General features: G+C 68.3%; 24 protein-coding genes. 7 read left to right on the plus strand and 17 right to left on the minus strand.

What is annotated here, in order from left to right; genetic code table 11:
• Positions 1-61 precede the first annotated feature (61 nt).
• The 3 genes from ACPCUW_RS09320 (at position 62) to ACPCUW_RS09330 (ending at position 2,436) form a co-directional block, all read left to right on the plus strand.
• On the plus strand, positions 62-637 hold the full coding sequence (locus ACPCUW_RS09320) for a TetR/AcrR family transcriptional regulator (protein ID WP_423424494.1): 576 nt from the start codon (positions 62-64) through the stop codon (positions 635-637).
• A gap of 229 nt (positions 638-866) precedes the next feature.
• Positions 867-1,823: an endonuclease/exonuclease/phosphatase family protein gene (locus tag ACPCUW_RS09325; protein ID WP_423424328.1), complete on the plus strand. Its 957-nt coding sequence runs from the start codon at positions 867-869 to the stop codon at positions 1,821-1,823.
• Positions 1,824-1,872: 49 nt separating this feature from the next.
• Positions 1,873-2,436, plus strand: a complete 564-nt coding sequence (locus ACPCUW_RS09330) for an NUDIX hydrolase (protein ID WP_423424329.1) — start codon at positions 1,873-1,875, stop codon at positions 2,434-2,436.
• Between the two features lie 49 nt (positions 2,437-2,485).
• On the opposite strand, the gene ACPCUW_RS09335 is transcribed toward ACPCUW_RS09330, so the two are convergent.
• Together ACPCUW_RS09335 and ACPCUW_RS09340 are read right to left on the minus strand one after the other, a co-directional pair.
• Complete coding sequence (locus ACPCUW_RS09335; RefSeq protein WP_156055502.1) at positions 2,486-2,659, minus strand: hypothetical protein; 174 nt, start codon at positions 2,657-2,659, stop codon at positions 2,486-2,488.
• Positions 2,660-2,710: 51 nt separating this feature from the next.
• The gene (locus ACPCUW_RS09340) at positions 2,711-3,571 is read right to left on the minus strand and encodes an oxygenase MpaB family protein (protein ID WP_423424330.1); all 861 of its coding nucleotides are present in this window, start codon (positions 3,569-3,571) and stop codon (positions 2,711-2,713) included.
• A gap of 135 nt (positions 3,572-3,706) precedes the next feature.
• On the opposite strand from ACPCUW_RS09340, the gene ACPCUW_RS09345 reads away from it, so the two are divergent.
• On the plus strand, positions 3,707-5,395 hold the full coding sequence (locus ACPCUW_RS09345) for an acyl-CoA synthetase (RefSeq protein WP_423424331.1): 1,689 nt from the start codon (positions 3,707-3,709) through the stop codon (positions 5,393-5,395).
• Here ACPCUW_RS09345 and ACPCUW_RS09350 read toward each other — a convergent pair.
• Complete coding sequence (locus tag ACPCUW_RS09350) at positions 5,392-5,826, minus strand: hypothetical protein (protein ID WP_423424332.1); 435 nt, start codon at positions 5,824-5,826, stop codon at positions 5,392-5,394. The genes ACPCUW_RS09345 and ACPCUW_RS09350 overlap by 4 nt on opposite strands.
• A gap of 7 nt (positions 5,827-5,833) precedes the next feature.
• On the minus strand, positions 5,834-6,751 hold the full coding sequence (locus ACPCUW_RS09355) for a cutinase family protein (RefSeq protein ID WP_423424333.1): 918 nt from the start codon (positions 6,749-6,751) through the stop codon (positions 5,834-5,836).
• A 403-nt stretch (positions 6,752-7,154) separates the two neighbouring features.
• On the opposite strand from ACPCUW_RS09355, the gene ACPCUW_RS09360 reads away from it, so the two are divergent.
• The gene (locus tag ACPCUW_RS09360) at positions 7,155-7,310 is read left to right on the plus strand and encodes a hypothetical protein (protein ID WP_156511303.1); all 156 of its coding nucleotides are present in this window, start codon (positions 7,155-7,157) and stop codon (positions 7,308-7,310) included.
• A gap of 56 nt (positions 7,311-7,366) precedes the next feature.
• Here ACPCUW_RS09360 and ACPCUW_RS09365 read toward each other — a convergent pair whose 3' ends face one another.
• The 7 genes from ACPCUW_RS09365 to ACPCUW_RS09395 all read right to left on the minus strand — a co-directional run bounded on the left by ACPCUW_RS09365 (position 7,367) and on the right by ACPCUW_RS09395 (position 13,384).
• Positions 7,367-8,215, minus strand: a complete 849-nt coding sequence (locus ACPCUW_RS09365; RefSeq protein WP_423424495.1) for a 3-hydroxybutyryl-CoA dehydrogenase — start codon at positions 8,213-8,215, stop codon at positions 7,367-7,369.
• 106 nt (positions 8,216-8,321) lie between these two features.
• Positions 8,322-8,606: a hypothetical protein gene (locus tag ACPCUW_RS09370; protein ID WP_423424334.1), complete on the minus strand. Its 285-nt coding sequence runs from the start codon at positions 8,604-8,606 to the stop codon at positions 8,322-8,324.
• Positions 8,607-8,750: 144 nt separating this feature from the next.
• Positions 8,751-10,049, minus strand: coding sequence for an RNA polymerase sigma factor (locus ACPCUW_RS09375; protein ID WP_305780738.1), 1,299 nt, complete (start codon positions 10,047-10,049; stop codon positions 8,751-8,753).
• Positions 10,050-10,053: 4 nt separating this feature from the next.
• Positions 10,054-10,410: a YciI family protein gene (locus ACPCUW_RS09380; protein WP_063012902.1), complete on the minus strand. Its 357-nt coding sequence runs from the start codon at positions 10,408-10,410 to the stop codon at positions 10,054-10,056.
• 14 nt (positions 10,411-10,424) lie between these two features.
• Positions 10,425-10,994: a dihydrofolate reductase family protein gene (locus tag ACPCUW_RS09385; protein WP_305780736.1), complete on the minus strand. Its 570-nt coding sequence runs from the start codon at positions 10,992-10,994 to the stop codon at positions 10,425-10,427.
• Positions 10,995-11,086: 92 nt separating this feature from the next.
• Positions 11,087-11,926: an SAM-dependent methyltransferase gene (locus ACPCUW_RS09390; RefSeq protein WP_064901317.1), complete on the minus strand. Its 840-nt coding sequence runs from the start codon at positions 11,924-11,926 to the stop codon at positions 11,087-11,089.
• 111 nt (positions 11,927-12,037) lie between these two features.
• Positions 12,038-13,384, minus strand: a complete 1,347-nt coding sequence (locus ACPCUW_RS09395) for a family 1 glycosylhydrolase (protein WP_064908544.1) — start codon at positions 13,382-13,384, stop codon at positions 12,038-12,040.
• Between the two features lie 293 nt (positions 13,385-13,677).
• Here ACPCUW_RS09395 and mug point away from each other — a divergent pair, with 293 nt between their 5' ends.
• Entirely contained in the window at positions 13,678-14,241 is a 564-nt protein-coding gene (gene mug / locus ACPCUW_RS09400; protein ID WP_423424335.1) for a G/U mismatch-specific DNA glycosylase, read from the plus strand.
• Between the two features lie 56 nt (positions 14,242-14,297).
• On the opposite strand, the gene ACPCUW_RS09405 is transcribed toward mug, so the two are convergent.
• The 4 genes from ACPCUW_RS09405 to ACPCUW_RS09420 all read right to left on the minus strand — a co-directional run bounded on the left by ACPCUW_RS09405 (position 14,298) and on the right by ACPCUW_RS09420 (position 18,791).
• Entirely contained in the window at positions 14,298-15,527 is a 1,230-nt protein-coding gene (locus ACPCUW_RS09405; RefSeq protein WP_423424336.1) for a DUF2201 family putative metallopeptidase, read from the minus strand.
• Positions 15,524-16,759 carry an AAA family ATPase gene (locus tag ACPCUW_RS09410; RefSeq protein WP_064901323.1) on the minus strand — a complete coding sequence of 412 codons (1,236 nt, stop codon included), beginning with the start codon at positions 16,757-16,759 and terminating at the stop codon, positions 15,524-15,526. Before ACPCUW_RS09410 ends, ACPCUW_RS09405 begins: the two co-directional genes overlap by 4 nt.
• A gap of 50 nt (positions 16,760-16,809) precedes the next feature.
• Complete coding sequence (locus ACPCUW_RS09415) at positions 16,810-18,183, minus strand: hypothetical protein (RefSeq protein WP_423424337.1); 1,374 nt, start codon at positions 18,181-18,183, stop codon at positions 16,810-16,812.
• Between the two features lie 92 nt (positions 18,184-18,275).
• Entirely contained in the window at positions 18,276-18,791 is a 516-nt protein-coding gene (locus ACPCUW_RS09420) for a GtrA family protein (RefSeq protein WP_423424338.1), read from the minus strand.
• A 146-nt stretch (positions 18,792-18,937) separates the two neighbouring features.
• On the opposite strand from ACPCUW_RS09420, the gene ACPCUW_RS09425 reads away from it, so the two are divergent.
• The gene (locus tag ACPCUW_RS09425; protein WP_423424339.1) at positions 18,938-20,254 is read left to right on the plus strand and encodes an MATE family efflux transporter; all 1,317 of its coding nucleotides are present in this window, start codon (positions 18,938-18,940) and stop codon (positions 20,252-20,254) included.
• Here ACPCUW_RS09425 and ACPCUW_RS09430 read toward each other — a convergent pair.
• A complete protein-coding gene (locus tag ACPCUW_RS09430; RefSeq protein WP_155525756.1) occupies positions 20,241-20,651 on the minus strand; it encodes a hypothetical protein in 411 nt (136 codons plus the stop codon). The genes ACPCUW_RS09425 and ACPCUW_RS09430 overlap by 14 nt on opposite strands.
• Before the next feature lie 228 nt (positions 20,652-20,879).
• Positions 20,880-21,473 carry a DUF4291 domain-containing protein gene (locus ACPCUW_RS09435; protein WP_423424340.1) on the minus strand — a complete coding sequence of 198 codons (594 nt, stop codon included), beginning with the start codon at positions 21,471-21,473 and terminating at the stop codon, positions 20,880-20,882.
• Between the last annotated feature and the right edge of the window lie 42 nt (positions 21,474-21,515).

The following is a 21,515-nucleotide window of genomic DNA, read 5'->3' on the forward strand; positions in this document are numbered from 1 at the left end:
GCCGGAACAAGACGACGTGGCACGCCCGCGACGAGGCCGTGGCCGCCGTCCGGCCGCCGAAGTGCGCGCCGAGGCGCTCGACGCCGCCGGCGCGCTGCTGCTCGAGTCGGGGATGGGCGCGTTCACCATCGAGGCGGTCGCGGAGAAGGCCGGCGTCAGTAAGACGACGCTGTACAAGTGGTGGCCGTCGAAGGGCGCGCTCGCACTCGACGGATACTTCCACGCCGTCGAATCCGCCCTGACCTTTCCCGACACCGGCGATATCGAGGCCGATCTGACCGCGCAGCTCTGCTCGTTCGTCCACGTCCTCACGCGCACCCGCGCCGGGCGGGTGATCGCCGAACTCATCGGCCAGGCCCAAACCGATCCGGACCTGTCCGCCGCCCTGCTGGAACGCTATTCCGGACCGCGCCGCCGGCTGGCCGTGGAGGCCATGCGCCGCGCACAGGAGCGCGGGCAACTGCGTGCCGATGTCGACTCGGAGATCCTCGTGGACCAGCTGTGGGGCGCCTGCTACCACCGCCTGCTGCTGCCGAACCTGCCCCTCGGCGAGCACTTCGCCACCACCCTGGTCGCCAACGTCCTGCACGGCACGGCTACGTCGGCCGACGGCCGAAAACCGGTCCGCGAGGCATGAATACACTCACCACGTCCGCGAGCCGATCGATCGATGGGAGTGCCGTGCCGTTCCCCCCGCCCGAGCCGTACGCGCACGGGACGCCCACAGTCGGCGACGAGCACGACGATCTTCCGCGGGCGACGGCCGAACGGCCTCACCTCTCCGCGTTCCGCCTGCGGTATGCGCCGGCGACGATCGAGGCCGCGCGGCGGGCGATCGCCGGATCCGGGGTGCGGAGGTCGGGCGCGTGAGGGCGGCGTGGGGGCGGATCGCGCTCGAATCGCTTGCCGCAGTCGCGACCGTGGTGGGCGCCGCCGGTGTGGCTCTGCATTTCAATCGAACCGAGTCCCGGTGGCTGGTTCTGGCGGCGTCGGGCGCGCCGTATCTGATGTGTGCCGCACTGGCCGGAGTGGCGCTGTTCGCTGCCGCGAAGCGGTGGGCCGGGGTCGCGGTCGCCATTGCCGTTGCGGGCGTGGCGATCTGGACGCAAGCTCCGCTGTATGTCGGCCACTCTCCCGGCGATCACGGCACGCCGGTGACGGTGATGCAGGCCAATCTGCTGTTCGACGGCGCCGATCCGCAGGCGCTGATCGAGCAGGTGCGCGAACGCAAGGTCGACATCCTCACCGTGGAGGAACTGACTCCGGCCGCGGTGCGCGCACTCGAGGGCGTGGGCCTGGACCGGTTGCTGCCGCATCGGTATCTGTCACCCGGGCGGACCGCCACCGGTACCGGGATCTGGAGCGCCCATCCCCTCTCGGACACGGTGGAATACGACGGATTCGTCCTGAACCAGCTCTCCGCGACCGCGACCGTCCCGGGAGCCGGACCGGTCACCGTCTATGCCTTCCATCCGGTGCCCCCGATCTCCGGAACGCACCTGTGGGCCGACGAATTGTCCCGGCTGCGAACCATTCTCGACCGCTCGCCCGCGGATCGGCCGGTGATCGTCGGCGGCGATTTCAACGCCACCTTCGACCATGCCCAATTCCGCGCGATGCTCTCGGGCCGGTTCCACGACGCGGCCGAACAGGAGGGCGCCGGCCACCTCGTCACCTATCCCACCGACAAGCGCTGGCCACCACTGGTCGGCATCGACCACATCCTGGTCGCCGACGGCCGCGCGGACACCGTCGACACGTTCCGCCTGCCCGGCGCCGATCACAAGGCGCTCATCGCACAACTGCGCCTCCGCCCGCACTAGCCCCGATCGACTCCGGCCGGTTGTCGGTACCCGCCGCTATCGTCGGCATATGCATCCGGCCACCGCAGTCGTCGCGGACATCGTCGCGGCGATCACGCCGCTGGACCCGGTGGAGCAGGAGCACCTCGACCAGACGCTGTCCTGGCTGGACGACACCGACGACATCTTCCGGCGAGAACCTCCCGCCACACCGCCGCAGCACCTCGTTTCGTATGTGGTGGTCGTCGATCCGGATGCCCGCGCGGTATTGCTCGGCGCGCATCGCAAGTCCGGACTGCACCTGCCGATGGGCGGTCACGTGGACCCCGCCGAAAACCCCTTGCACACAGCGCGACGCGAGGCCGCCGAGGAACTCGGAACGCAGGCCGAGTTCACCGTTGTCGGCGAACGCCCCCTGTTTCTGACCATCACCCGGACCGTCGGAGCGCATCCACACCGCGACGTCTCGCTGTGGTACGTGGTGCGCGGCGACCGCGAACGTCCCTTCGCACTAGACCCACGAGAATTCGCCGATGGGCGATGGTGGGACATCGATGACGACGCCATCCCTGAATCCGACCCCCACCTGAGCCGGTTCCTCACCAAACTGCGCACCGCGCTGTCGGCGCGGTAGCAGCCCGGCCGCCCTCGACTACGCACCCGAGTCCGCCGACCGGGAACGTTCAGGGCTTGTGTTCTTCGAGGTGCGTCCAGTAGCCGGGGGCGAAATACGTGTACTTCGCCGCCGTGTAAACCGCCAGCACTCCCCCCTCGAGGAACTTGAAATTGTCCTCCGGGTCGGGGAAAGACTGTTCTCGGTCCGGCCCACTCGCTGTCGTGTATACGCGGAAAGGCATGACAACCACGGTATCCCTCTCGCGGGGACGGCGGACCGACCTGACCGTCTTCTACACCAACGATTTTCCGAGCGCCTGCCGCCGCCGCATATCCTCGAGGTACCCGTCGAACGGGTAGCTGCGCCAGTGTTCGGGCAGGCGCTTCAGCACCGTTCCGATGGTTCGCATCGCGATCTCGAAGGCGCGCTGCCGCCGCGGACCCCATCCGAGCCCCAGCGCGTCGCGGAACTGCTGAGGAAGGAAGCCGGTGGTGAAGAAGCGATTGAACCGCGCGAAGGCGACTCGCTCGACACGGCTGTACGGCCCCAGGCCGATGACCTGATCCAGCAGATAGCGGCGAACCTCGTCGTCGAACGAGATCTCGCCGAGCTTGGCGTTCCAGTACTCCTCGAAGGCCGCCCGGTCCGGCGGCCACAGCCGTTCCGGCATCTGCAAGGTGGTACCGAAGCGTGCGGACTCACGGTAGAACTCCTCCGCCAAGTTATCGTCGATTCTTCCGTAGAAGAACCGGGTCGAATCGTCGACGCCACGATAGATGCAGGCGGCCACCCAGAGCTGGAGTTGCGGGTCGAAGGCGTTGTAGCGGACCGGGCTGCCGGGACGCGAACGCACCTGCCGATGCGAGGTGTCCACAGCGGCACGGTAGGCGGCACGGTCGTCTTCGGTCCCGAGCATGGCCACCGCCAGATAGGTCAGCGTGGTGCGACCGCGCTTGCGCGGATGCCGCGCGTATTGGCCGCTCTCCACGGTACTTTCGACAACTCCGCGGCCGACCGGCGGCAAACCGAGTTGCATCACGACATTCGCCGGGCCGCCCAGCAATGCCGCGGGACCGGCCATGTACTGCCGCCGGTGGGCGAGTCCGGCATCCGGCGTCGGGGCCGCGGCGGCGGTTCGGGCGGCTCGATTCATACGTATCACTCCGTGGATCACTGAGACATAAGACGTCTCATCTTCTCACCATCCGAAGGTCGACGGCAATGCCCCCGGAACCGGGGCAGCCCGCAATATGTGAATGTATATTCTGAGTCTATCCGGCGACACGATATGGAAGGGCTCGCCGGCCGAGCTGGGATCGAGGTCTGTGTGGTGCTGTCGAGTTCTGCGAGCGAGCTGGTCCGGTCCGTCGGTGACGCGTTCGCCGCCGCGTCGGTGTTGCGGCGGCGCGGCATGTTCGACCCGTGGCATCCGCTCGATATCGTGCGCACCGCGCGCGACGCCGGAACCTACGGCCCCTTCGTCACCGTGCTCGCCCACGCCGCGCGCCGCGATCCGACGGCGCCGGCATTGGTCGACGAACGGGGCACCCTCACCTTCGACGACCTCGACCGAGAATCCAACGCACTCACCCGCGGGCTCGCCGCGCGCGGTTTCGGGCCGGGATCCGTGCTCGCCGTGCTGTGCCGCGATCACCGCGGCATGGTTCTGAGCCTGCTGGCCGCGGGCAAGCTGGGCGCCCGGGTGGTGCTGCTGAACACCGGGTCCGCGGGCCCGCAACTCGCCGAGGTCGTCGCCCGCGAGAAGATCGAGGCTCTGCTCCTGGACAGCGAATTCGTCGAGCGCGCCCGCGCCGTTCCGGCCGGCATCCCCCGGCTGCTCACCTGGGACGACGACGAGACCTCCGCCCTCACCACCATCTATGCGCAGGCCGGGCCGCATTCCACCGACCCGGTACCGGCGCCGCCGCGCCCCGGTGGACTCGTGATTCTCACCAGCGGGACCACCGGAACACCGAAAGGCGCTCCGCGAGACAAGGTTTCCCCGCTGCAGTCGGCCCAATTCCTCGACCGGATACCGCTGCCGCGCGATGCCACGATGGTGATGGCCGCGCCGATCTTTCACGGGACCGGGCTGTCCCAGTGCACACTGGGCTGGGCGCTGGGTAATCGAATCGTCTTCCGACAGCGCAAGTTCGATCCGGTTCGCACGCTCGCCGCGGTGGCCGAATACGGCGCCGCGACCCTCGTGCTGGTGCCGACGATGTTGCAGCGCATCGTCGATCTCGACGAGTCGGTGTTGCGGCAGTACGACACGTCGTCGCTCGAGGTGATCTTCGCCGCCGGTTCGTCCATCTCACCGGATCTGAGCCGCCGCACCGCGGACGTCTTCGGCGACGTGCTCTACAACCTGTACGCCTCTACCGAGGTCGCGGTGGCGGCGGTGGCGACACCGCGGGATATGCGCGAGGCGCCGGGAACGGTCGGCCGGCCGCCGGTCGGATGCCGGGTCGCGATCTACGACTCCGACCGCAATCCGGTGACCACCCCCGGTGTGGTGGGCACGATTTTTGTCTCCAGCGGCCTCAGCTTCACCGGATATACCGACGGGCAGCACAAGGAGATCGTCGACGGGTTGTTGTGCAGCGGCGACGTCGGGCATTTCGACGCCGACGGCCGGCTGTTCGTCGACGGCCGCGACGACGACATGATCGTCTCCGGCGGTGAGAACGTCTACCCTCTCGAGGTCGAGAACCTGCTGGTGAGCCGGGCCGACGTCGCGGAGGCCGCGGTGGTCGGCGTGGACGACCGCGACTTCGGAAAGCGGCTGCGCGCCTTCGTCGTTCGCGCCGGCGGAGCCGACGTGGACGCCGAGCAGATCCGCGACTACGTCAAGGCGAATCTGGCCCGCCACAAGGTTCCGCGCGATATCGTCTTCGTCGACGAACTGCCGCGCAACGCGACCGGGAAATTATTGCGGCGGCAGCTGGAATCCGAACGCGTCGCACCCGCCGACTAGTTCGCCGCGAAGAACCGATCCGCCATCGGATACCAGCCGGGGACCGCCGACGCGAGTTCCCCGGCGACACCGAGCAATTGCGCGGCCAGCAACTCGAGCCCGGTATCGCGTCGGGCCAGGGTCGTGGCGAGTCCGACCGGTACGGTTGCGCTCAATTCACGCAGCCGGGTGAATCCGCCGGGATCCGGGTTCGCCGCGCAATACAGCAGGGCGCTGCCCCACCGCTGGCAGAATTCGGCACTGTCCCACAGGTTTTCGGCAGAGCCGACGTCGATGACCACCGTGGGCGGCCCGTCGATCACCCAGCCTCTGCGAGTGACCCGGCCGACCACCGCCACCGACTGCTGCCCACAGACGCGATCGATCACACTTCCCAGCGGCCCGTCCGCACCGACGATCGCCACCGGACCACGATCGGCCGTTTCCCGCATACCCACCTCACCTGCCTATCAGATCCACCAGTTGCCGGCGCAGCCAGGACAGCGCAGTCTCACCGTCGGGCCCGACGACGTAGAACGGATAGCTCTGGTGGACACCGGAATTCACGAACTCCGCGATCTGGGCCTTGCGCTCGTCCACGGCGTTCGCGTCGAGCTCGCCGGCCAGCAAGCCGAGACCTCCCGCGGCCAGCGCCGAATCGAGAAGATCCCCCGCATCCCGGGAGTACCGGTCGAACATCGCGGGATCGGGATTCGAGATCTCCACGAAGAATCCGGCGATACGGCCGGCGAAATCGCCGTCGGGCATCGCACAGTACAGATCCCCGGCCGCACAGAACGTGTAGGTCCGCGGACCGAGCAGACCGAATCCGCCAGGGCGCGGGCCGCCCGCGCCGGCCCCGACGACAGGCGGACCGATCAGGGTGTCGGTGGGTGCGCGGCGAGGATCGGAGATCAAGCCCACCAATGCGATTCGGTCGGGCGCCACCACACCGTGGCCGGTGCCGATCTCGGCCGCGAGATCGCCCGCGGCGTCGGCGCCTTGGCTGTAGCCGACGATCGCGATGCGGGTCGCGGTGCACGACCCTGCCACCGCGGCGACCGCGGCACGGGCTTTGTCGACGGCTTCGCGCTTGGAGCGGCCGTAGACCTCACCCTCCCAGGGGAAGGCGGTCGCGGTGTATGCGATATAGCCGACCCCGACGTCGCCCGGCAGCGCATCCACACTCGCCGCGAGCATTCCCTTGCGCGGATCGGCGTCGGAGGTTTCCCACGTGCCGGGCACGGCCAGCACATACAGGCCGGGACAACTCGGCGACGCGTGCGCGGGGGCGCCACCGCCGAAGTGCGCCAGGCCACACGTCGCCGCCACCAGCCCGGCGGCCGCGAGGGACTTCCAGCGTGCAAACGGAGACAAGGTGACACCTCCGAATCACTCGGCAGCTTTGCCGCGACCTCCGCGCCCGGGGGCGCGGTGTCGTTGTTGAGAGAATGATAAATAACTTATCACTCCCACCGGCCGAGTGTCGCCGGATTCGCGCGAATTCGCCCACGTCGAGATCCGGCGTCCGAAAGTTCAGAAGAGTTCCACGACAGTGACATTGACTGTCGGTCGACGAGTGCGCCACATCGACATCTCACCTTCCGTCATGCACGACGAGAAGGCAATCTCGCGCCCGCGAGCAGCTCCGGTAAGAACGAGTAATAACTTCTGGCCCGTACCTTGCTTGCGGGCGGTTCCGTCTTGTTCCGTCGAGCCCAGTCCGGGGCGTCGGCGCGGGCTCGCGATTCGACAGCCGCCGAACGGGTACGCGCACGGCATGAGTCACCCCGAGAACACCGACGCAGGCGCCGACGCCGAGCAGGACGATCAGGAAACCCAGGGCAAGCGCACAGTCGATACGCCGCCGGAGCACTCCGGCAAACTGGCCGGGCCCGGACCCGCCCGCGACCAGAACGAAGATCCCGACACCTGATTCGGCTCGAGCCCGCGTTCCCGGTCGGATATCACCGGGAACGCGGGCCAACGCCGCTAGTTGTACTCGTAGAACCCGCGACCGGCCTTGCGGCCCAAGCGGCCGGCGTCGACCATGCGGCGCAGCAGCGCCGGCGGTGCGTAGTGCGGCTCGGCGAATTCGCCGTACAGTGATTCGGCGGCCGCGAGCGCGATGTCGAGGCCGACGGTGTCGAGGAGGGTGAGCGGACCCATCGGGTAGCCGCAGCCGCCCTTCATCGCGGCGTCGATGTCCTCGGCGCTGGCGTAGCCCGACTCCAGCATCCGCACCGCCTGGCACAGGTACGGGATCAGCAGCGCGTTGACGATGAATCCGGAGCGGTCACCGGCCTGCACGGTGGTCTTGTGCAGGGTGTTCTTCGCGTAGTCGGTGACAGCGGCGGCCGTCTCCGGCGAGGTGACCAGCGTCGAGATCACCTCCACCAGCGGCATCACCGGCACCGGGTTGAAGAAGTGCAGGCCGACGACCTGCTCGGGACGCTGCGTGGCTCCGGCCACCTTGATCACCGGGATCGAGGAGGTGTTGGTGGCGAGGATGCCGGCGGGCTTCACGATCTTGTCCAGCTTGCCGAAGATCTCGTACTTCAGCGACTCGATCTCCGGAGCGGCCTCGATGACCAGGTCGCGATCGGCGAACTCCTCGATGTCGAGGGTCACCCGCACCCGGGCGAGCACGGCGTCGGCCTCGTCCTGGGTGATCTTGCCCTTCGTCACTCCCCGCGAGATCGACGATTCGATGCGCTTGTGCGCCGCCTCGGCGAAGTCCGGAGTCGTCTCCAGGACGAGAACCTCGCTCCCGGCCTTCGCGCATACCTCGGCGATTCCCGCACCCATGGTTCCGCCACCGATCACACCGATCAGCTTCACAGTCGTCTCTCCCACCATCTCGGTTTCGAACACTTTCGCGCTCATTATCGCTGTTCGGGTAGTTGGAACAGGTTGCGGGCAAATTCGGGACCCGGCAACCGCTCCGTCACCCGCCACGCCGCGACGGGCAGCGATGGGCGATATCGCTGCTCGATCGGCTCGCCTCGCGCCGTTCCGGCAGGACGACACCCAGCGCGGCAGCGGTGAAGGCGGCACCGCACCACAACGCGGTGGCCGGGCGACCGGTGTGATCGACGGTCGAACCGGCGGCGACCGGCCCGAGGGTGCCCAGATAGGTGAATGCGGCGAAGGTCGCGGCGTTGACCAGGGCTCCGGCGATGACGGCGAGCACAACTGGGCGCTGCGTCAGCACGGACCATTCACGCCGCATCGGAGGGACGGTCCCGCTCGGCACATCACCCTCGGCGTGTGTTCGCCGGCCGAGCATCGTCCACACCGGCACGAGCACCGCCGCACTGAGCACCGCGACGGCCCAGAACGCCGAACGCCAGCCCCAGACCTGACCCGGCGTCGCCTAATTCAGGCGGGCGGCACGGTCGCGCAACAACGCCTGTTCGGCGGCGTTGGCGGTGAGTGCGGCGGCGCGCAAATAGGCGGCGCGAGCATCGGCCGGGCGGTCCAGCTGCGAGAGGAAGTGGGCGCGCACGGCGTGGAGCAGATGGTAGGAGTCGAGTGTGCCGGTCGCGGCCACCGCGTCGACGAGGTCGAGACCCGCGGCGGGGCCGTGCACCATGGCCACCGCGACGGCGCGGTTCACCTCGACGACCGGCGACGGAAAGCGTTCGGCGAGAACGGCATACAGGCCGGCGATGCGCCGCCAGTCGGTGTCCTCGGAGGTGGCGGCCATGGCGTGCGCGGCGGCGATGGCGCCCTGCAGGGCGTAGCGGCCGGGCGGAACACCACGACGCACGGCCAGGTTGTGGGCCCGGCCGAGGGCGGCGAAACCGCGGCGGATGGAGAGCTGATCCCAGCGGCTGCGGTCCTGATCGGGCAGCAGCACAAGCTGTTTCGTCGCGTCGCTGCGCGCGCCGGTCCGGGAGGCCTGCAATTCCACGAGTGCGGCGAGGCCGAATGCTTCCGGCTCCCGGGGCATCAGCCCGGTGAGGATGCGCGCCAATCGCAATGCGTCGTCGCACAGTTCGGCGCGCACCCAGTTGTCGCCGGAGGTGGCGGCGTACCCCTCGTTGAAGATCAGATAGATGACCTCGAGCACGGATTCCAGCCGGTCGGCCAGCTGCGGACCCGCCGGAACCTCGTAGGGCAGCTTCTTCTCGGCGATGGTGCGTTTGGCTCGTACGATCCGTTGTGCCACCGTCGTTTCCGGCACGAGATACGCGCGGGCGATCTCCTCGGTGGTCAGGCCGCCGACCATGCGCAGCGTCAATGCCACCCGAGCCGGCTGCGACAACGCGGGATGACATGCGGTGAACACCATGCGCAGCAGGTCGTCATCGATGTCGTTCGGTTGCTCGCCGGTCTGTTCCTGTTCGGTGAGCAGCTCGTGTCCGAGCATCGGCAGTTTGCGGGCGAAGGTGGCGTCACGCCGGATCCGGTCGATGGCGCGGTGTTTCGCGGTGAGCATCAGCCAGCCGCCCGGGTTCGGCGGAACCCCCTCGCGCGGCCACTGTTCCAGGGCCGCCAGATGTGCGTCCTGGGCGAATTCCTCGGCGGTGGCGATATCACCGACCAGCCGGGTGAGTCCGGCCACGAGTTTCGGCCATTCGATGCGCCACGCCGCCTCGACGGCCCGAGCCGCCGGTGAGCGGCCGTCGGCACCATCGTGCGGGCGGCCACTCACCTCGGGTAAGGACATAACGTCAAGCCTGGTCGTCGAGCTGACGGATCTCCAGTTCGATATCCCATTCCGGCCCGTGCAACCGCAGGAACCGCGAACCCCACTCCACGGCTTCGTCCTGCGAGCGGGTCTGCACGAGGCAGTATCCGCCGATGACCTCCTTGGACTCGCTGAACGGGCCGTCGAGCACGCTCTGCTTGCCACCGGTCTGGCGAACCCGCACGCCCTCCTCGACCGGTCGCAGTCCGGCCGTGTCGAGCAGGACGCCGGCCTTGGTCATCTCCTCGAGCAGTTTGCCCATATTCTCGGCCATCGCGGGATCCGGCCCCTGCGTCGGCGCGGCCGTGGGATCGAGACGGATCAGCATCAGATAGCGCATGTCCGCATCCTTCCTCATCGCACCTGGTAGCGCAGATACACCGCGCCCGAACCGAAAGCCTTCGACTCCAGCAGGTCGAGATCCAGTTTCGCCTTGTCGTGAAACACCGGCGTGCCGGAACCGAGCGTGACCGGATGGACGACGATGCGGAACTCGTCGACCAGACCCATATCGATGAACGAATGCACCAGCTTGGGACTGGCGTAGATCGCGATCACGCCGCCGTCCTCACGCTTCAGCGCCTCGATCTGCGCGGCGAGGTCGCTGCTGATCAGCCGGGTGTTGTTCCATTCGGCCGACTCCAGCGTGGTGGAGCAGACGATCTTGTCCACGGCGTTGACCCATTCGGCGTGCCTGCGTTCGGCCGGCGAACTCTCGGCATTCGGATGCTGCGACCAGTATCCGAACATCCCCAGATAGGTCTCCCGCCCGTAGACCGCGGTGTCGAAGTCCGCCTGAATGTGTTCGGCATACGCCCGCAATTCGTCGTCGTAGGCGCGGAAGGTGAACTCGAATCCCAGGTTCTCGCCGGAGGAGGCGTAACCGTCCAGCGTCATGTGCTCGAAAGCCACCACTGTGCGCATACTTGTGTCCTTCCAGGGGTGGGCTGCCTCTCAGCCCCTCACCTACCCCTCGAACGGGACACCCCTGGAATCGACATCATCGGAAAAAATCTTTACCGCTTGCGGCCGACCGCGGCATATCCGGCGGCCGGAGGCGCGGTCGCACCGGTGTCGAGCGTGCTCACATCGTCGGGCAGTGCGGGAGCCACCCCGCCGGCGTGCCAGTCGTCGATCGCCACGATGCCGGGCTCGATCACATCCATGTCGCGAAAGAAGCGCGCGACCCCGTCGTAGGACCGAGCTTCCATCTCGATCCCGCTCTGTCGATAGGCCGCGACCGTCCCCTCGACCATGTCCGGGGCGAAATCGGGGCTCAGGTGTGTCATCACCAGAAACGATCCAGGGGCCAGCGGTGCCAGCAGGGTGTCGATGATGTCGTACACCTCGTCTCCCGGCACGAAGTGACACAGCGCTATCAGGCTCAGCGCCACCGGCTTCGAAAAGTCCAGTGTCGCCTCCACTTCGGGTGCGGACAGAATCCTTCCCGGATCGTGCACATCCGCCTCGACGTATCGGGTGACCCCCTCCGGAGTCCCGGTCAGCAGTGCCCGCGCGTGGGCCAGCACGATCGGGTCGTTGTCGACGTACACCACGCGCGCATCGGGTGCGGCCTCCTGCGCGACCTGGTGCAGGTTCGGCTCGGTCGGGATTCCGGTGCCGATGTCGAGAAACTGGCGAACGCCGAGGTCGGCACTCAGGTGCCGGACCGCGCGCGCCATGAACGCCCTGTTACCCCGCGCCACCGCCCGCACCGACGGGATGGCCTGCTCGATCGCTGCCGCCGCTACCCGGTCGGCTTCGTAGTTGTCACGTCCGCCGAGGTAGTAGTCGTATATGCGGGCACTGTGCGCCCGATCCTGTCCGAGATCCACCACACCGCCGTCGTCGGCCACGGCCCGCTCCTCTCCACTTGTGTTGTCGCAGAGGAGTTAACCACTGCGTGCCACCGTCACACCACGGCATCGATGACATCACTGGAGCGGCCCGGATGACTTCCGGAATGGCTACGGCCCCGCGACCGGGCTGAGGCAGCTGGCCGGGGGGTCGACGAAGATGCAGAGGGCCGGGGCTCGGGTGGGGCGGTAGTCGGCGGGGACGCCGCCCGCGGCGACGATCTGCGCGTAGGTGCCGACGGCGTCGGTCGGGCGGCGAGTGAGCGACGGGTCGGTGCGGACGTCGACGGTGTACAGGCCGAAACGGGGCGTGTAGCTGCCCCATTCGTAGTTGTCGGTGAGGCTCCAGTAGTTGTAGCCCATCACGTTCATACCGTCGGCCTTGGCGCGCTGCAGCCAGTAGACGGTGTCGCGGAGGTGGTCGCTGCGGGTGTAGCCGTCGCCGCGGGGCAGGCCGTTCTCGGTGGGCATGCCGTTCTCGACGATATACAGCGGCTTGCCCGGAAAACGGCGCGAATAGTGTTGCAGCGCATAGTAGATACCCTCGGTGCGCAGCGGCATCTCCCAGATGCGCGGGCCGGGCAGGGGCGGCATCGCGGAACCGGTGGCCCGTCCGATCGCGCTGTACAGCGACTGCGCCGGGTCGAATCCGAAGTAGTAGTCGACGCCCACGTAGTCGAGCCGGGCGCCGATCCGGTCGACCAACTCGCCGTTGACCTGATCCTCCGCACCCGCGACATATCCGACGTTGGCGGTGACCTGAGCTCCGGGCTGCTTCTGATGGATGTAGTCGTAGCTGGCGTTGTGCACGTCCACGACCCCGGTCAGCATCGTGTTGGCATCGGCGCCGCCCTCGCGCACCTCGTTCTGAATGTAGGCGACCGGTTCGTTCACGGTGACCCACAACGGGTTCCGCGAGGAGTAGCGATCGACGACGGCGCGCATGTTGGCCAGCCAGTCCCCCACCATGCCCGGATTGCGCCAGCCGCCCCGGTCCGCCTCCCAGCCCGGATACACCCAGTGGTCGAGGGTGATCATCGGCCGCATCCCGGCGCGCACGATGCTGTCGACGACCGAATCGTAGAAGCGAAACGCGTTGTCGTCCCACTTCCCGGGCGTGGGCTGCAACCGCGCCCATTCGATCCCGACCCGGAACACGCGCATGCCCATATCGGCGGCCAGGCGGATGTCGGAGTCGTAGCGATCGACGAAGTCGACCGAATCCTGCAGTGGTTCGTAGCCGGGATTGCGAGCGATATAGCGAGTCCAGTTGCTGTCCGGCGCATGTCCTTCGGACTGGAAACCGGAACTCGACACGCCCCACAGGAAACCGGGGTCGAGCGACGACAGCGCCGCCGCCCGCATCGGTGGGCCGGCGAGGGCCGGAGTGCCGCTCAGCAACACCGACGCAACAGCGACGAACACGGCCGAGACATTGCGCAGAAACCGGGATCGCATCAAGCCAGGGTAACGAATACAGTCCGTCCGCGCTGGTGATCGGTCACCACTACGTCACCGTCACAATGGGTTCCGCCGGCGCACCAGCGACCCGCGAGCATCGCGACGGCTCGCGGCCGCACCGCATCGGAGGACGGTCAGCCGCCCAACGCCGGCCTGGTCAGATCGTTTTCTCCCGCAGTCGGTCCGCGACCCACGTGTCGATCTCCCGGAGCGCGGCGGCGGCCATGCCGGTGGAGCGAGCCCGCGACCACCGTGTCCGGGTGCCGCACCCGTTCCGGCAGACTGGGCAGATGGCACATTCCGCCGCGTACCGCCCCACGCCGGCGGACCTCGCCGCCGCGAAGGACCGGACCATTCCCGATCTGGTGGCACCCGGCCTGCGGGTGCTGTTCTGCGGTATCAATCCGGGACTGTGGTCGGGCGCGACCGGCCACCATTTCGCTCGCCCCGGAAACCGCTTCTGGCCCGCGCTGTTCCGCTCCGGCTTCACACCACGCCTGTTCCGCCCCGACGAGCAGGAAGAACTGCTCGCACTGGGGCTGGGCATCACCAATGTCGCCGCACGAACGACGGCGAAGGCCGACGAACTCACAGCGGAGGAGCTGCGCGAGGGCGGTCGCGCGCTCGCCGAGCGAGTCCGGCACTACCGCCCACGCGTCCTGGCCGTCCTCGGCCTGGGCGCCTACCGCACCGCATTCGGCCGGCCGCGAACCACCGTCGGACGCCAACCCGAAACCCTCGGCACCACCGCGATCTGGGTGCTACCCAACCCGAGCGGCCTCAACGCCCACTACACCCTCGACGCCCTGGCAGCCGAATTCCGCACCCTGCGGGAGGCGACGGAAGCCGGCTGACGTCGGGATGTCGCTGCCACCGCGGTTGACGACGGCGACACCGGCCGATGCCGCTGTCACCCGATTCGAACGACCCGTGCCCAGCCGGGCGGCCGCGCCGGAACGTAATCCGGATCGGCCTCGTTCCACGACCGCTGTCGTCCCAGCAAGCCCACGACCGTCCGGCACGCTGGCCGGGCCGCCGGCCACGGTGTGTGACCGTCGGTCAGGACAACGATCACGTCCGGACGGACTTGCGCGCGTAGCGCTTCGGCGAAACCCGCGCGCAGATCCGTGCCGCCGCCACCGACCAGCTCGATGCCGTCCGCTCGGCACAGGGGTTGCGCGATCCGAGCCGCGGCGTCGCAGGACAGGACCCGGACGAGATCGCGGCGACCGCCCACGGCACGGAAGATCGCCAGCGTTTCCACCAGGGCGCTACCCAGTTCCGCGTCGCTCACCGACCCCGAGGTGTCGATCACCACGCTGGCCCGCGGCGGGGTGTGCCGCAGGCTCGGTAGCACCACGCCGGGCACTGCGGTTGATCGCCGAGCCGGCCGGCCATAGGTGTAGTCGTCGCCGGCACCGGACGCGGAGACCGCGGAGCGGATGGCGCCGCGCAGCAGGTCCCGCCACGGCTGCGGTGGATGCAACGCCTCCTCCGCCCAGCGCCGCCACCCCCGGGGCGCGTGACCCGGATGACCGTCGATACCCTGGGCCACGCGGAACCGGACCGCCTCGCGTTCCTGATCGCTGAGGCCGTTCGCACCGTCCGGCCCGTACTCCCATGCGCGGTCCAGTCCGTCGGCACCGCTGCCGCAATCCAGCCACGCCATGTCCTGGGTGTGTGGTCCCAAGCGGAATTGACGCAGATAGTCCTCCATGAGTTCACCGCTGCGCAGTCCCAGACTTGCCGGTACGACAGCGCCTTCCGGCTCGATCAACCCGTCACCGAAGGCATCGTCGTTGATCTCGGCGTCCGCTGCGATATTCATTCGCAGCCGTTCCGCCGGACCGGTCAGATCGTGCTCACGAGCGAATCGGTCACTGCGCCCGTGATGGTCGCGCAGCAGATGCGAAACCTCGTGTACCAGAATCGAAGCCAGCTCCTCCACGGCCGTGCGGCCGACGAACACCGGCGATACGTAGCACCGCCAGTACCGGTCCACACCCATCGTCGGCACCGCGGGCGACTCGACGATGTGCAACGCGTACAGGGCGGTGGCCAGATAGGGGCGGGCCCGCGCGGCCAGCAGGCGGGCGGCGCCGAGCTTCTCGAAATCCACCGTCGTGGCCCCCGCGGTCATCGTCTCGCCTGCGCGGCAACGCGTTCCGCGGCACGGTCCGCCTGTCGGGACACCGACACCGTTCCGGCAAGGTGCTCGATCGATGCCGGGACCTCCCACTGCTCGCGGCGCAGTGTGGCAAGGGTGGTTGCGGGAACGACCACCAGATCCGGCGCTCCGGTCTCGACGGCCTTCGCCAACAGCGCCCAGGCCGCGTCCCAGCGCGACTTCTCCGGCTGCCGGCGGACCGCCGCCACCACGGCGTCGAGCACGGCTTGGCGCAGATCACCGCGTTCCGGCAGGTCAGCGGTGTCCGGACAGGCGAGTAACTGCTCCGGGTCGGGAAGTTCCATCCGGTCGATGCTGGTCAGCAGTTCGAATCCGGGGCCGTCACCGACGGTGCCCCGGACCAGCATGGACACCACATCCCGGCCGACGCCGGCCGCGGTCGCGAAGGCGATCAGTCGCAGGGTCATATCCCAGCTGCGCGGCGACGGCCAGGCGCCGCCCCGTCGTGCTTCACCGCTGGGCATGCGATGCACCAACGCGGGCCGGGCAGCGAGCAGCCCGCACACCGCGCGTCGAGCGAAAGCCACTGCCTCCGGGAACTTTTCGGGGTCCAGCGTGGGCAGATCCGCGCGGGGCCAGACTCCGCCCAAGCCGCGCACCACGACATCGGGGTCGTGAGTCCAGGTGAGGTGGACGAATCGGTTGGCCAGCGGCGGGCTCAATTCCCAGCCGTCCGCGGCCGACGAGCGCGGGTTGGCGGCAGCGACGACGCGGACACCGGCCGGCAGCCGCAACGCACCGATCCGGCGTTCCAGGACGAGCCGCAACAGCGCCGCCTGCACCGCGGGCGGTGCGGTCGACAGTTCGTCCAGGAACAGCAAACCCCGACCGGCGCGCACGAGCCGTACCGCCCAATCCGGCGGAGCCAGCGGCACACCGTGTGCCGCGGGATCCTCTCCGACAACGGGCAGGCCCGAAAAATCGGACGGTTCGTGCACACTCGCGATCACGGTGGTCAGCGGAAGGTCCAAGGTTTCGGAGAGTTGGGTCAGGGCCGCGGTCTTCCCGATTCCGGGTTCGCCCCACAGGAGCACCGGAAGGTCGGCGGCCACGGCCACGGTCAGGGCCTCCAGTTGGATATCGGAGCGCGGCTCGGTGGTCGCCTCGTTCAGCAGAGTCAGCAGTTCTCCGGCGGCGTCGAGCCGGGCGGCGGCTCGTGCCGTGGTCGGAACAGGTGTGGTCATCGTGAATCACCCTCGGTTTCAGAAGAATCGGGCACATGCGCGGTGCGCGGTCAGCGCGACGTCGCATGGCGGGGATGTGTGCGGTGGGAGGGCGTGCGTCGTTTCGCCGGCGGGAAGGCCTCAGAGGAATCGGACAGCCCGGTGCGGAATTGCCGGTACGTGCTTTCCCGCTGTGCGGCCGCCTCCAGTTCGTCTCGCAACGCTCCCGGACGCATCAGCGCCGCGGTTCCGAGCAGGTTTTCGACGACGGCCAACGCTCCGGCGATATCTCCGTGACGCAACCGATCCCGGACACCGGCAAGGCAATCCGGCCGGCGGTGCGCCAGATCGATCGCTTGCAGGCAGGGCAGCGGTGTGCCGGACAGTGCGACGAGCAGTTCTTCGCGGCGGATCTCGGCGGGGCCGTGATCGAGCGCGGTCAGTTCGCCGTCCACCAGTGCGATGCGGTGCTGCTCTCCCCGGCACTGCACCAGATGCGGATAATCGTGCCGTTCTGCCTCGAACGACGTTGCGGCCGAGCAGAACTCAGGCACGATTGCCGAAGCGACCAGCGGATGCAGGCGATCGGCCGTGATCGCACCGGCGCGCAGCAATGCCAGATCGGGAAGCACCCAGGTCGCCGCGTACGGCAGGATCGGAAGCGTGGGTACCGCGCCCTGCGCGTATCCCTGCGCGACCCGCAGCGCGGGAGGATCCCCTTCGTACTCGAGGATCACCCGATGTCGTGCGCCGAATCGCACCAGCACCGGTCCGCGCCGATATCCGTCGGCGCACAGCAGTAACTCCGCCTCGGCCGCCCACAGGTCGACAGCACTCCCGGGCGGGGCGTGCTCCGCGACCCCACTCTCCGTGCGGCTGACCTCGGCTGTTTTCCCTGTGCCGCACCGTGTTCCGAGTTCGTCGGTGCGGCGCGCGTCCCAGAGGTGACGGTGCAGGTCGAATCGGAAACGGCGGTTGGGTCGGGGATGCGGATGCGAGCCGATCCCGCGGTCCGGACCGGATTCGTCCCACAGCGCCAGGCTCATGCGTTGTCCGGAGTCCGCCCAGGCCGGCGGCGTGCGGACGACGAGATGCACGAAACTGGCTCTACGACATCGCTTTCTGTGCTGTCCGGTGTCGTATCGAGCCAGAGTCGTCGTGAGGCCCGGCCGTAACACGCCGTCGGAAGCGACCCTCGGCATATGCCAGCGCAGTAGATCCGGCGCCAGATGCCGCAGATCGCCCAGTACCCGGGCGGCGAGTTCGCTGCCGTGAGTATGTGCCAGTGCGCGCGGGTCGACGTCGACGTCGACCCCGGCCGCGGCACACGCTCCGGCCCAGTCCCCGGCACGGCGCCGGGTGGTCGCGGTCTCGATCATGGAGGGCGGCACGGCGAACTCGCGTATCCGCAGCCACAAGGGAATTCGGGAATCGTTCCCGTTCACGGTCACAGGGTGCATCAGCACTCACCTGGCGCGAACGAGACCCCCAATCCTGTGTCGAAATGAGTCATCATCACGGCCCATGATACCGCCTCTCAGAACACGAAGCCACGCAGTGCCAGGAACCGCATACCGCCGACCGCACCGGTGACTACCAGGACGGCGCTCGCCTGGGCGAGGTCGCCGAGGCCGGGGGCCCAGAACCGGAGGCCGGCGAGCGCTGCCGTGCTGATAAGCACGCCGACGAGCGCGAGGCCGCCGCCTTCCCACTGTGCGGTGAACCAGCCGACGCGTCCCGTCGCCCGGAAGGTGAGCCGGCGGTGCATTTCGTTCGCGATCGCCGTACTGACCAGCGAGCCCGCGATATTCGCGACCAGCGGGCCGAGCCCGCTCATGACCAGGAACAGCACGGCGTAGGCGATATTGGCGGCGCCACCGACCAGGGCGAAGCGGATCAACTGGGCGACGGCGTGATCACCTCGCAGGTATCGCCGGCCGCGATCGAGCCACTGCGGGAGTCCGCCACCGAGGGGCGTATCGAAACGCCCGGCGAGGGTGGTGTCCCACACGGCATTCCGCGCTCCGCAGGTGGCAACTGCTCCGCTGTTCATGAGAAGACTGTCTTCCACGCCGCTGTCACCGGACTGACGCCGCGCTGACACGATGCTTACACCGGATTCCACTCGGGTAGCCCGGCGCGGGCCGATTCGCCTGTACCAGCGGAAAGCTCTGCGCGAGAACCTATTAGAGTCGCTCCATGGGGCGGCACGCGCGAGTTGCGCGATTCGGTCAGGTAGCCGAACTGGCGGGGCCCGTCGTGCTGACTTCCGCGACGACGCTGGTGCTGGGCGTGACCGATACCGCGCTCCTGAGCCACCATTCGATCGAAGCGCTCGGTGTCGCCGCATCGGTGCTGCCGATATGGATCTTCTGCACCGCGGTGGTGGTGCCGTGGGGATCGGCGACGCAGATACTCGTCGCCCGCCGGCACGGCGCCGGTGACTTCGATGCGATCCGGAACGTGACGTCGACCGGGTTGTCCGGCGCAGCCGCGGTCGGCGTGGCGGTCGCGATGGTCGCGGCGGCGGCCGCGCCGGTGATCGTGGCGGTGACCGCGACGGCGGCCCTGGATCGCCGCGAAGCAACGGTCATGTTGTGGATTCTGTTGTGCGGGTTGCCGTTCACGGCCGTCACCGCACATGTGCGCGGTGTGCTCGCCGGAATCGGTGATACGAGAAGCGGCGCCCAGGTGGCGGTGGCGGTGGCCGTGCTGAACGTGATGGTGTCGGCGATCCTGATCTTCGCCGCGGGGTGGGGACCGGCGGGTTCCGCGATCGGTTCCACCCTCGCCGTCGCGGCCGGCACAGCCGCTCTGCTCCCGCGCGTTCGCCGGGCCACCGGGCTCGCGGTCGTCTGGGCCCGGGCAGATCGCACGGTATGGCACGCGGTGACCGCGCTCGCCGTGCCGGATGTCGTATTCGGAGTAGTCGGCTACGGGAGCGATGCAGTCATCGCGGCGGTGGTGGCCGAAGCGGGGACGGTGAGCCTGGCCGCGCACCGGGTGATGAGCCTGGCGATCTCGACGGTGTGGATGCTCGTGTTCGGAATCGGCGTGGCGACAGCGGTTTTGGCGGGACAGTGCCTCGGCGCCGGTGACGATCGGGAGCGCCACGCCGTCGTGCGGGCCGGCGCGGCGCTGATGGTCGGCGCCTCGAGTGCGGTCGCGCTGCTGGTCACCGCGCTGTCGCCCGTGTTGTTCCGGCTCGTCTCAGGCGACGCCGCGGTCAGTGCGACCGCTCGCGGGGTGGTGTGGTCGTTGCCGGTACTGGCGCCGATCATGTCGATCGGCATGGTCTACGCCGCTCAGCTACGCGCGGCCGGGAACACGAAAGCGGTGATGTCCGCGTCCGTGTTCTCGGTCGTCTGCGTCACCCTGCCCGCCGTGTGGATATCGGCCGCCGTGCTGCACTGGGGGCTCACCGGTGTCTACCTCGGGATCGTGGCCGGCTGGATCGCTCGGGCCGCGGCCACACACCGGCGCCGGCGCGCAGGAGCGGGCACTACCCCAGCTTGAAGACATTCGCCTTTCCGGAGACCACGGTGTCCTGCGGATCCACCAACGCCACCCGGACCTGCACCGTCTGGCCCTGCTGCAATTGCGCGGGCGACCCGTCGGGCCCGGTCAGCACGACGACGGTGCTCTGCGCTTGCCCGTCGCACGTGACCTGCGGTTGCGTACCCATCGCGGACGGTGCGTCGGCGTTGGGATCACCCACCATGACCTTGACGGCGGATGCGCCGGAGTTGGCATCACAGGTGTAGTCGACCCCCACGTTCGCAGGTCCCACACCTTTGATGTCGATCGTATTGGCGGCGAGCGCCGGAGCGGCCGTCGAGACAGCGGCCCACCCCATCGCTGCCAGGGCGCTGACGAAAAGAGCTGAGCTCCGGTAGTTCCGGCCGGTCATCATCGATCTCGTCCTCCTGGCTTGTCGTACGAACGGTGATACCGAATCGTTGGAACGCCGGTGTCGGACCTCTCGCGGGCCGGCGGACGCGATGACAGGCCCGCACGTACCCGCCGACACCAGTATCGAGCCGTGGTGTGGATACCCGGAAGCACAGCTTCAAACTCGCTCCACAGAGTCGTGTCCACCGACGCTCGAGGCGTGGGACCACCTGCGGATGCGAGTCCGCGGTCACGAACGAAGGTGTGCCAGCAGTTCGTCCGCGGCCGGGTACGGGTCCTCATGGGGCAGTAGTCGGGCAGCAGAGTCGAGGTCGCCATCTCTGACCAGCTCGTGAATCTCGTGGGCCAGTGGAGTCATGTCGCTGATGGCGACTGTCCACTCGTCCGCGTAGCGCCGTACGGCTTCACCGCAGAGCCCGAGTTGCAGCGAGCGGTACGGGAGGGGCCGCAGATGCAGATCCCGCTCGGGATCCCACTGGACGCGGGCGGGCGCGCGCTCGAGCCGGCGTTGCCAGGTGCTGCGGTCGGAATGCAGCCCGGGCTTGTAGCTCGACAGGCACGCATGGCGCAGTGCCCATTCGAAACCGCTGCGTGAGATCTCCACGGCAAGGATGGTCTCTTGATCCGGCTTCGTGCCCCATCCGCAGCGGTACATCATCCACAGGAACGACGGCTTGATCCACGTCATCCGGTCCCGGTTCCATGCCGCGGGGAAGGCGCCGTCGCGGATGGCGGGCCTGCCGATGTCCGGGGAGTATGCCTGGTAGACCGTGACGGTGGATGCCGTATGGAGCGCGCGGATCCCGTGTTGTGGTTCTTTCATGTTGTAGAGCGTGACGCCGAACGACTCGGTCGGCGAGCGAAT

The sequence above is a fragment of the Nocardia sp. AB354 genome (assembly GCF_049538315.1).
GTDB lineage: Bacteria > Actinomycetota > Actinomycetes > Mycobacteriales > Mycobacteriaceae > Nocardia > Nocardia nova.

Excerpts from the sequence above, each read along its gene's own strand:
- ACPCUW_RS09330 (WP_423424329.1), top strand. The coding sequence starts at position 1,873 with ATGCATCCGGCCACCGCAGTCGTCGCGGACATCGTCGCGGCGATCACG.
- ACPCUW_RS09335 (WP_156055502.1), bottom strand. The coding sequence starts at position 2,659 with ATGCCTTTCCGCGTATACACGACAGCGAGTGGGCCGGACCGAGAACAG.
- ACPCUW_RS09340 (WP_423424330.1), bottom strand. The coding sequence starts at position 3,571 with ATGAATCGAGCCGCCCGAACCGCCGCCGCGGCCCCGACGCCGGATGCC.
- ACPCUW_RS09345 (WP_423424331.1), top strand. The coding sequence starts at position 3,707 with ATGGAAGGGCTCGCCGGCCGAGCTGGGATCGAGGTCTGTGTGGTGCTG.
- ACPCUW_RS09350 (WP_423424332.1), bottom strand. The coding sequence starts at position 5,826 with ATGCGGGAAACGGCCGATCGTGGTCCGGTGGCGATCGTCGGTGCGGAC.
- ACPCUW_RS09360 (WP_156511303.1), top strand. The coding sequence starts at position 7,155 with ATGAGTCACCCCGAGAACACCGACGCAGGCGCCGACGCCGAGCAGGAC.
- ACPCUW_RS09370 (WP_423424334.1), bottom strand. The coding sequence starts at position 8,606 with ATGCGGCGTGAATGGTCCGTGCTGACGCAGCGCCCAGTTGTGCTCGCC.
- ACPCUW_RS09375 (WP_305780738.1), bottom strand. The coding sequence starts at position 10,049 with ATGTCCTTACCCGAGGTGAGTGGCCGCCCGCACGATGGTGCCGACGGC.
- ACPCUW_RS09380 (WP_063012902.1), bottom strand. The coding sequence starts at position 10,410 with ATGCGCTATCTGATGCTGATCCGTCTCGATCCCACGGCCGCGCCGACG.
- ACPCUW_RS09385 (WP_305780736.1), bottom strand. The coding sequence starts at position 10,994 with ATGCGCACAGTGGTGGCTTTCGAGCACATGACGCTGGACGGTTACGCC.
- ACPCUW_RS09395 (WP_064908544.1), bottom strand. The coding sequence starts at position 13,384 with ATGCGATCCCGGTTTCTGCGCAATGTCTCGGCCGTGTTCGTCGCTGTT.
- mug (WP_423424335.1), top strand. The coding sequence starts at position 13,678 with ATGGCACATTCCGCCGCGTACCGCCCCACGCCGGCGGACCTCGCCGCC.
- ACPCUW_RS09405 (WP_423424336.1), bottom strand. The coding sequence starts at position 15,527 with ATGACCGCGGGGGCCACGACGGTGGATTTCGAGAAGCTCGGCGCCGCC.
- ACPCUW_RS09410 (WP_064901323.1), bottom strand. The coding sequence starts at position 16,759 with ATGACCACACCTGTTCCGACCACGGCACGAGCCGCCGCCCGGCTCGAC.
- ACPCUW_RS09420 (WP_423424338.1), bottom strand. The coding sequence starts at position 18,791 with ATGAACAGCGGAGCAGTTGCCACCTGCGGAGCGCGGAATGCCGTGTGG.
- ACPCUW_RS09425 (WP_423424339.1), top strand. The coding sequence starts at position 18,938 with ATGGGGCGGCACGCGCGAGTTGCGCGATTCGGTCAGGTAGCCGAACTG.
- ACPCUW_RS09430 (WP_155525756.1), bottom strand. The coding sequence starts at position 20,651 with ATGATGACCGGCCGGAACTACCGGAGCTCAGCTCTTTTCGTCAGCGCC.
- ACPCUW_RS09435 (WP_423424340.1), bottom strand. The coding sequence starts at position 21,473 with ATGAAAGAACCACAACACGGGATCCGCGCGCTCCATACGGCATCCACC.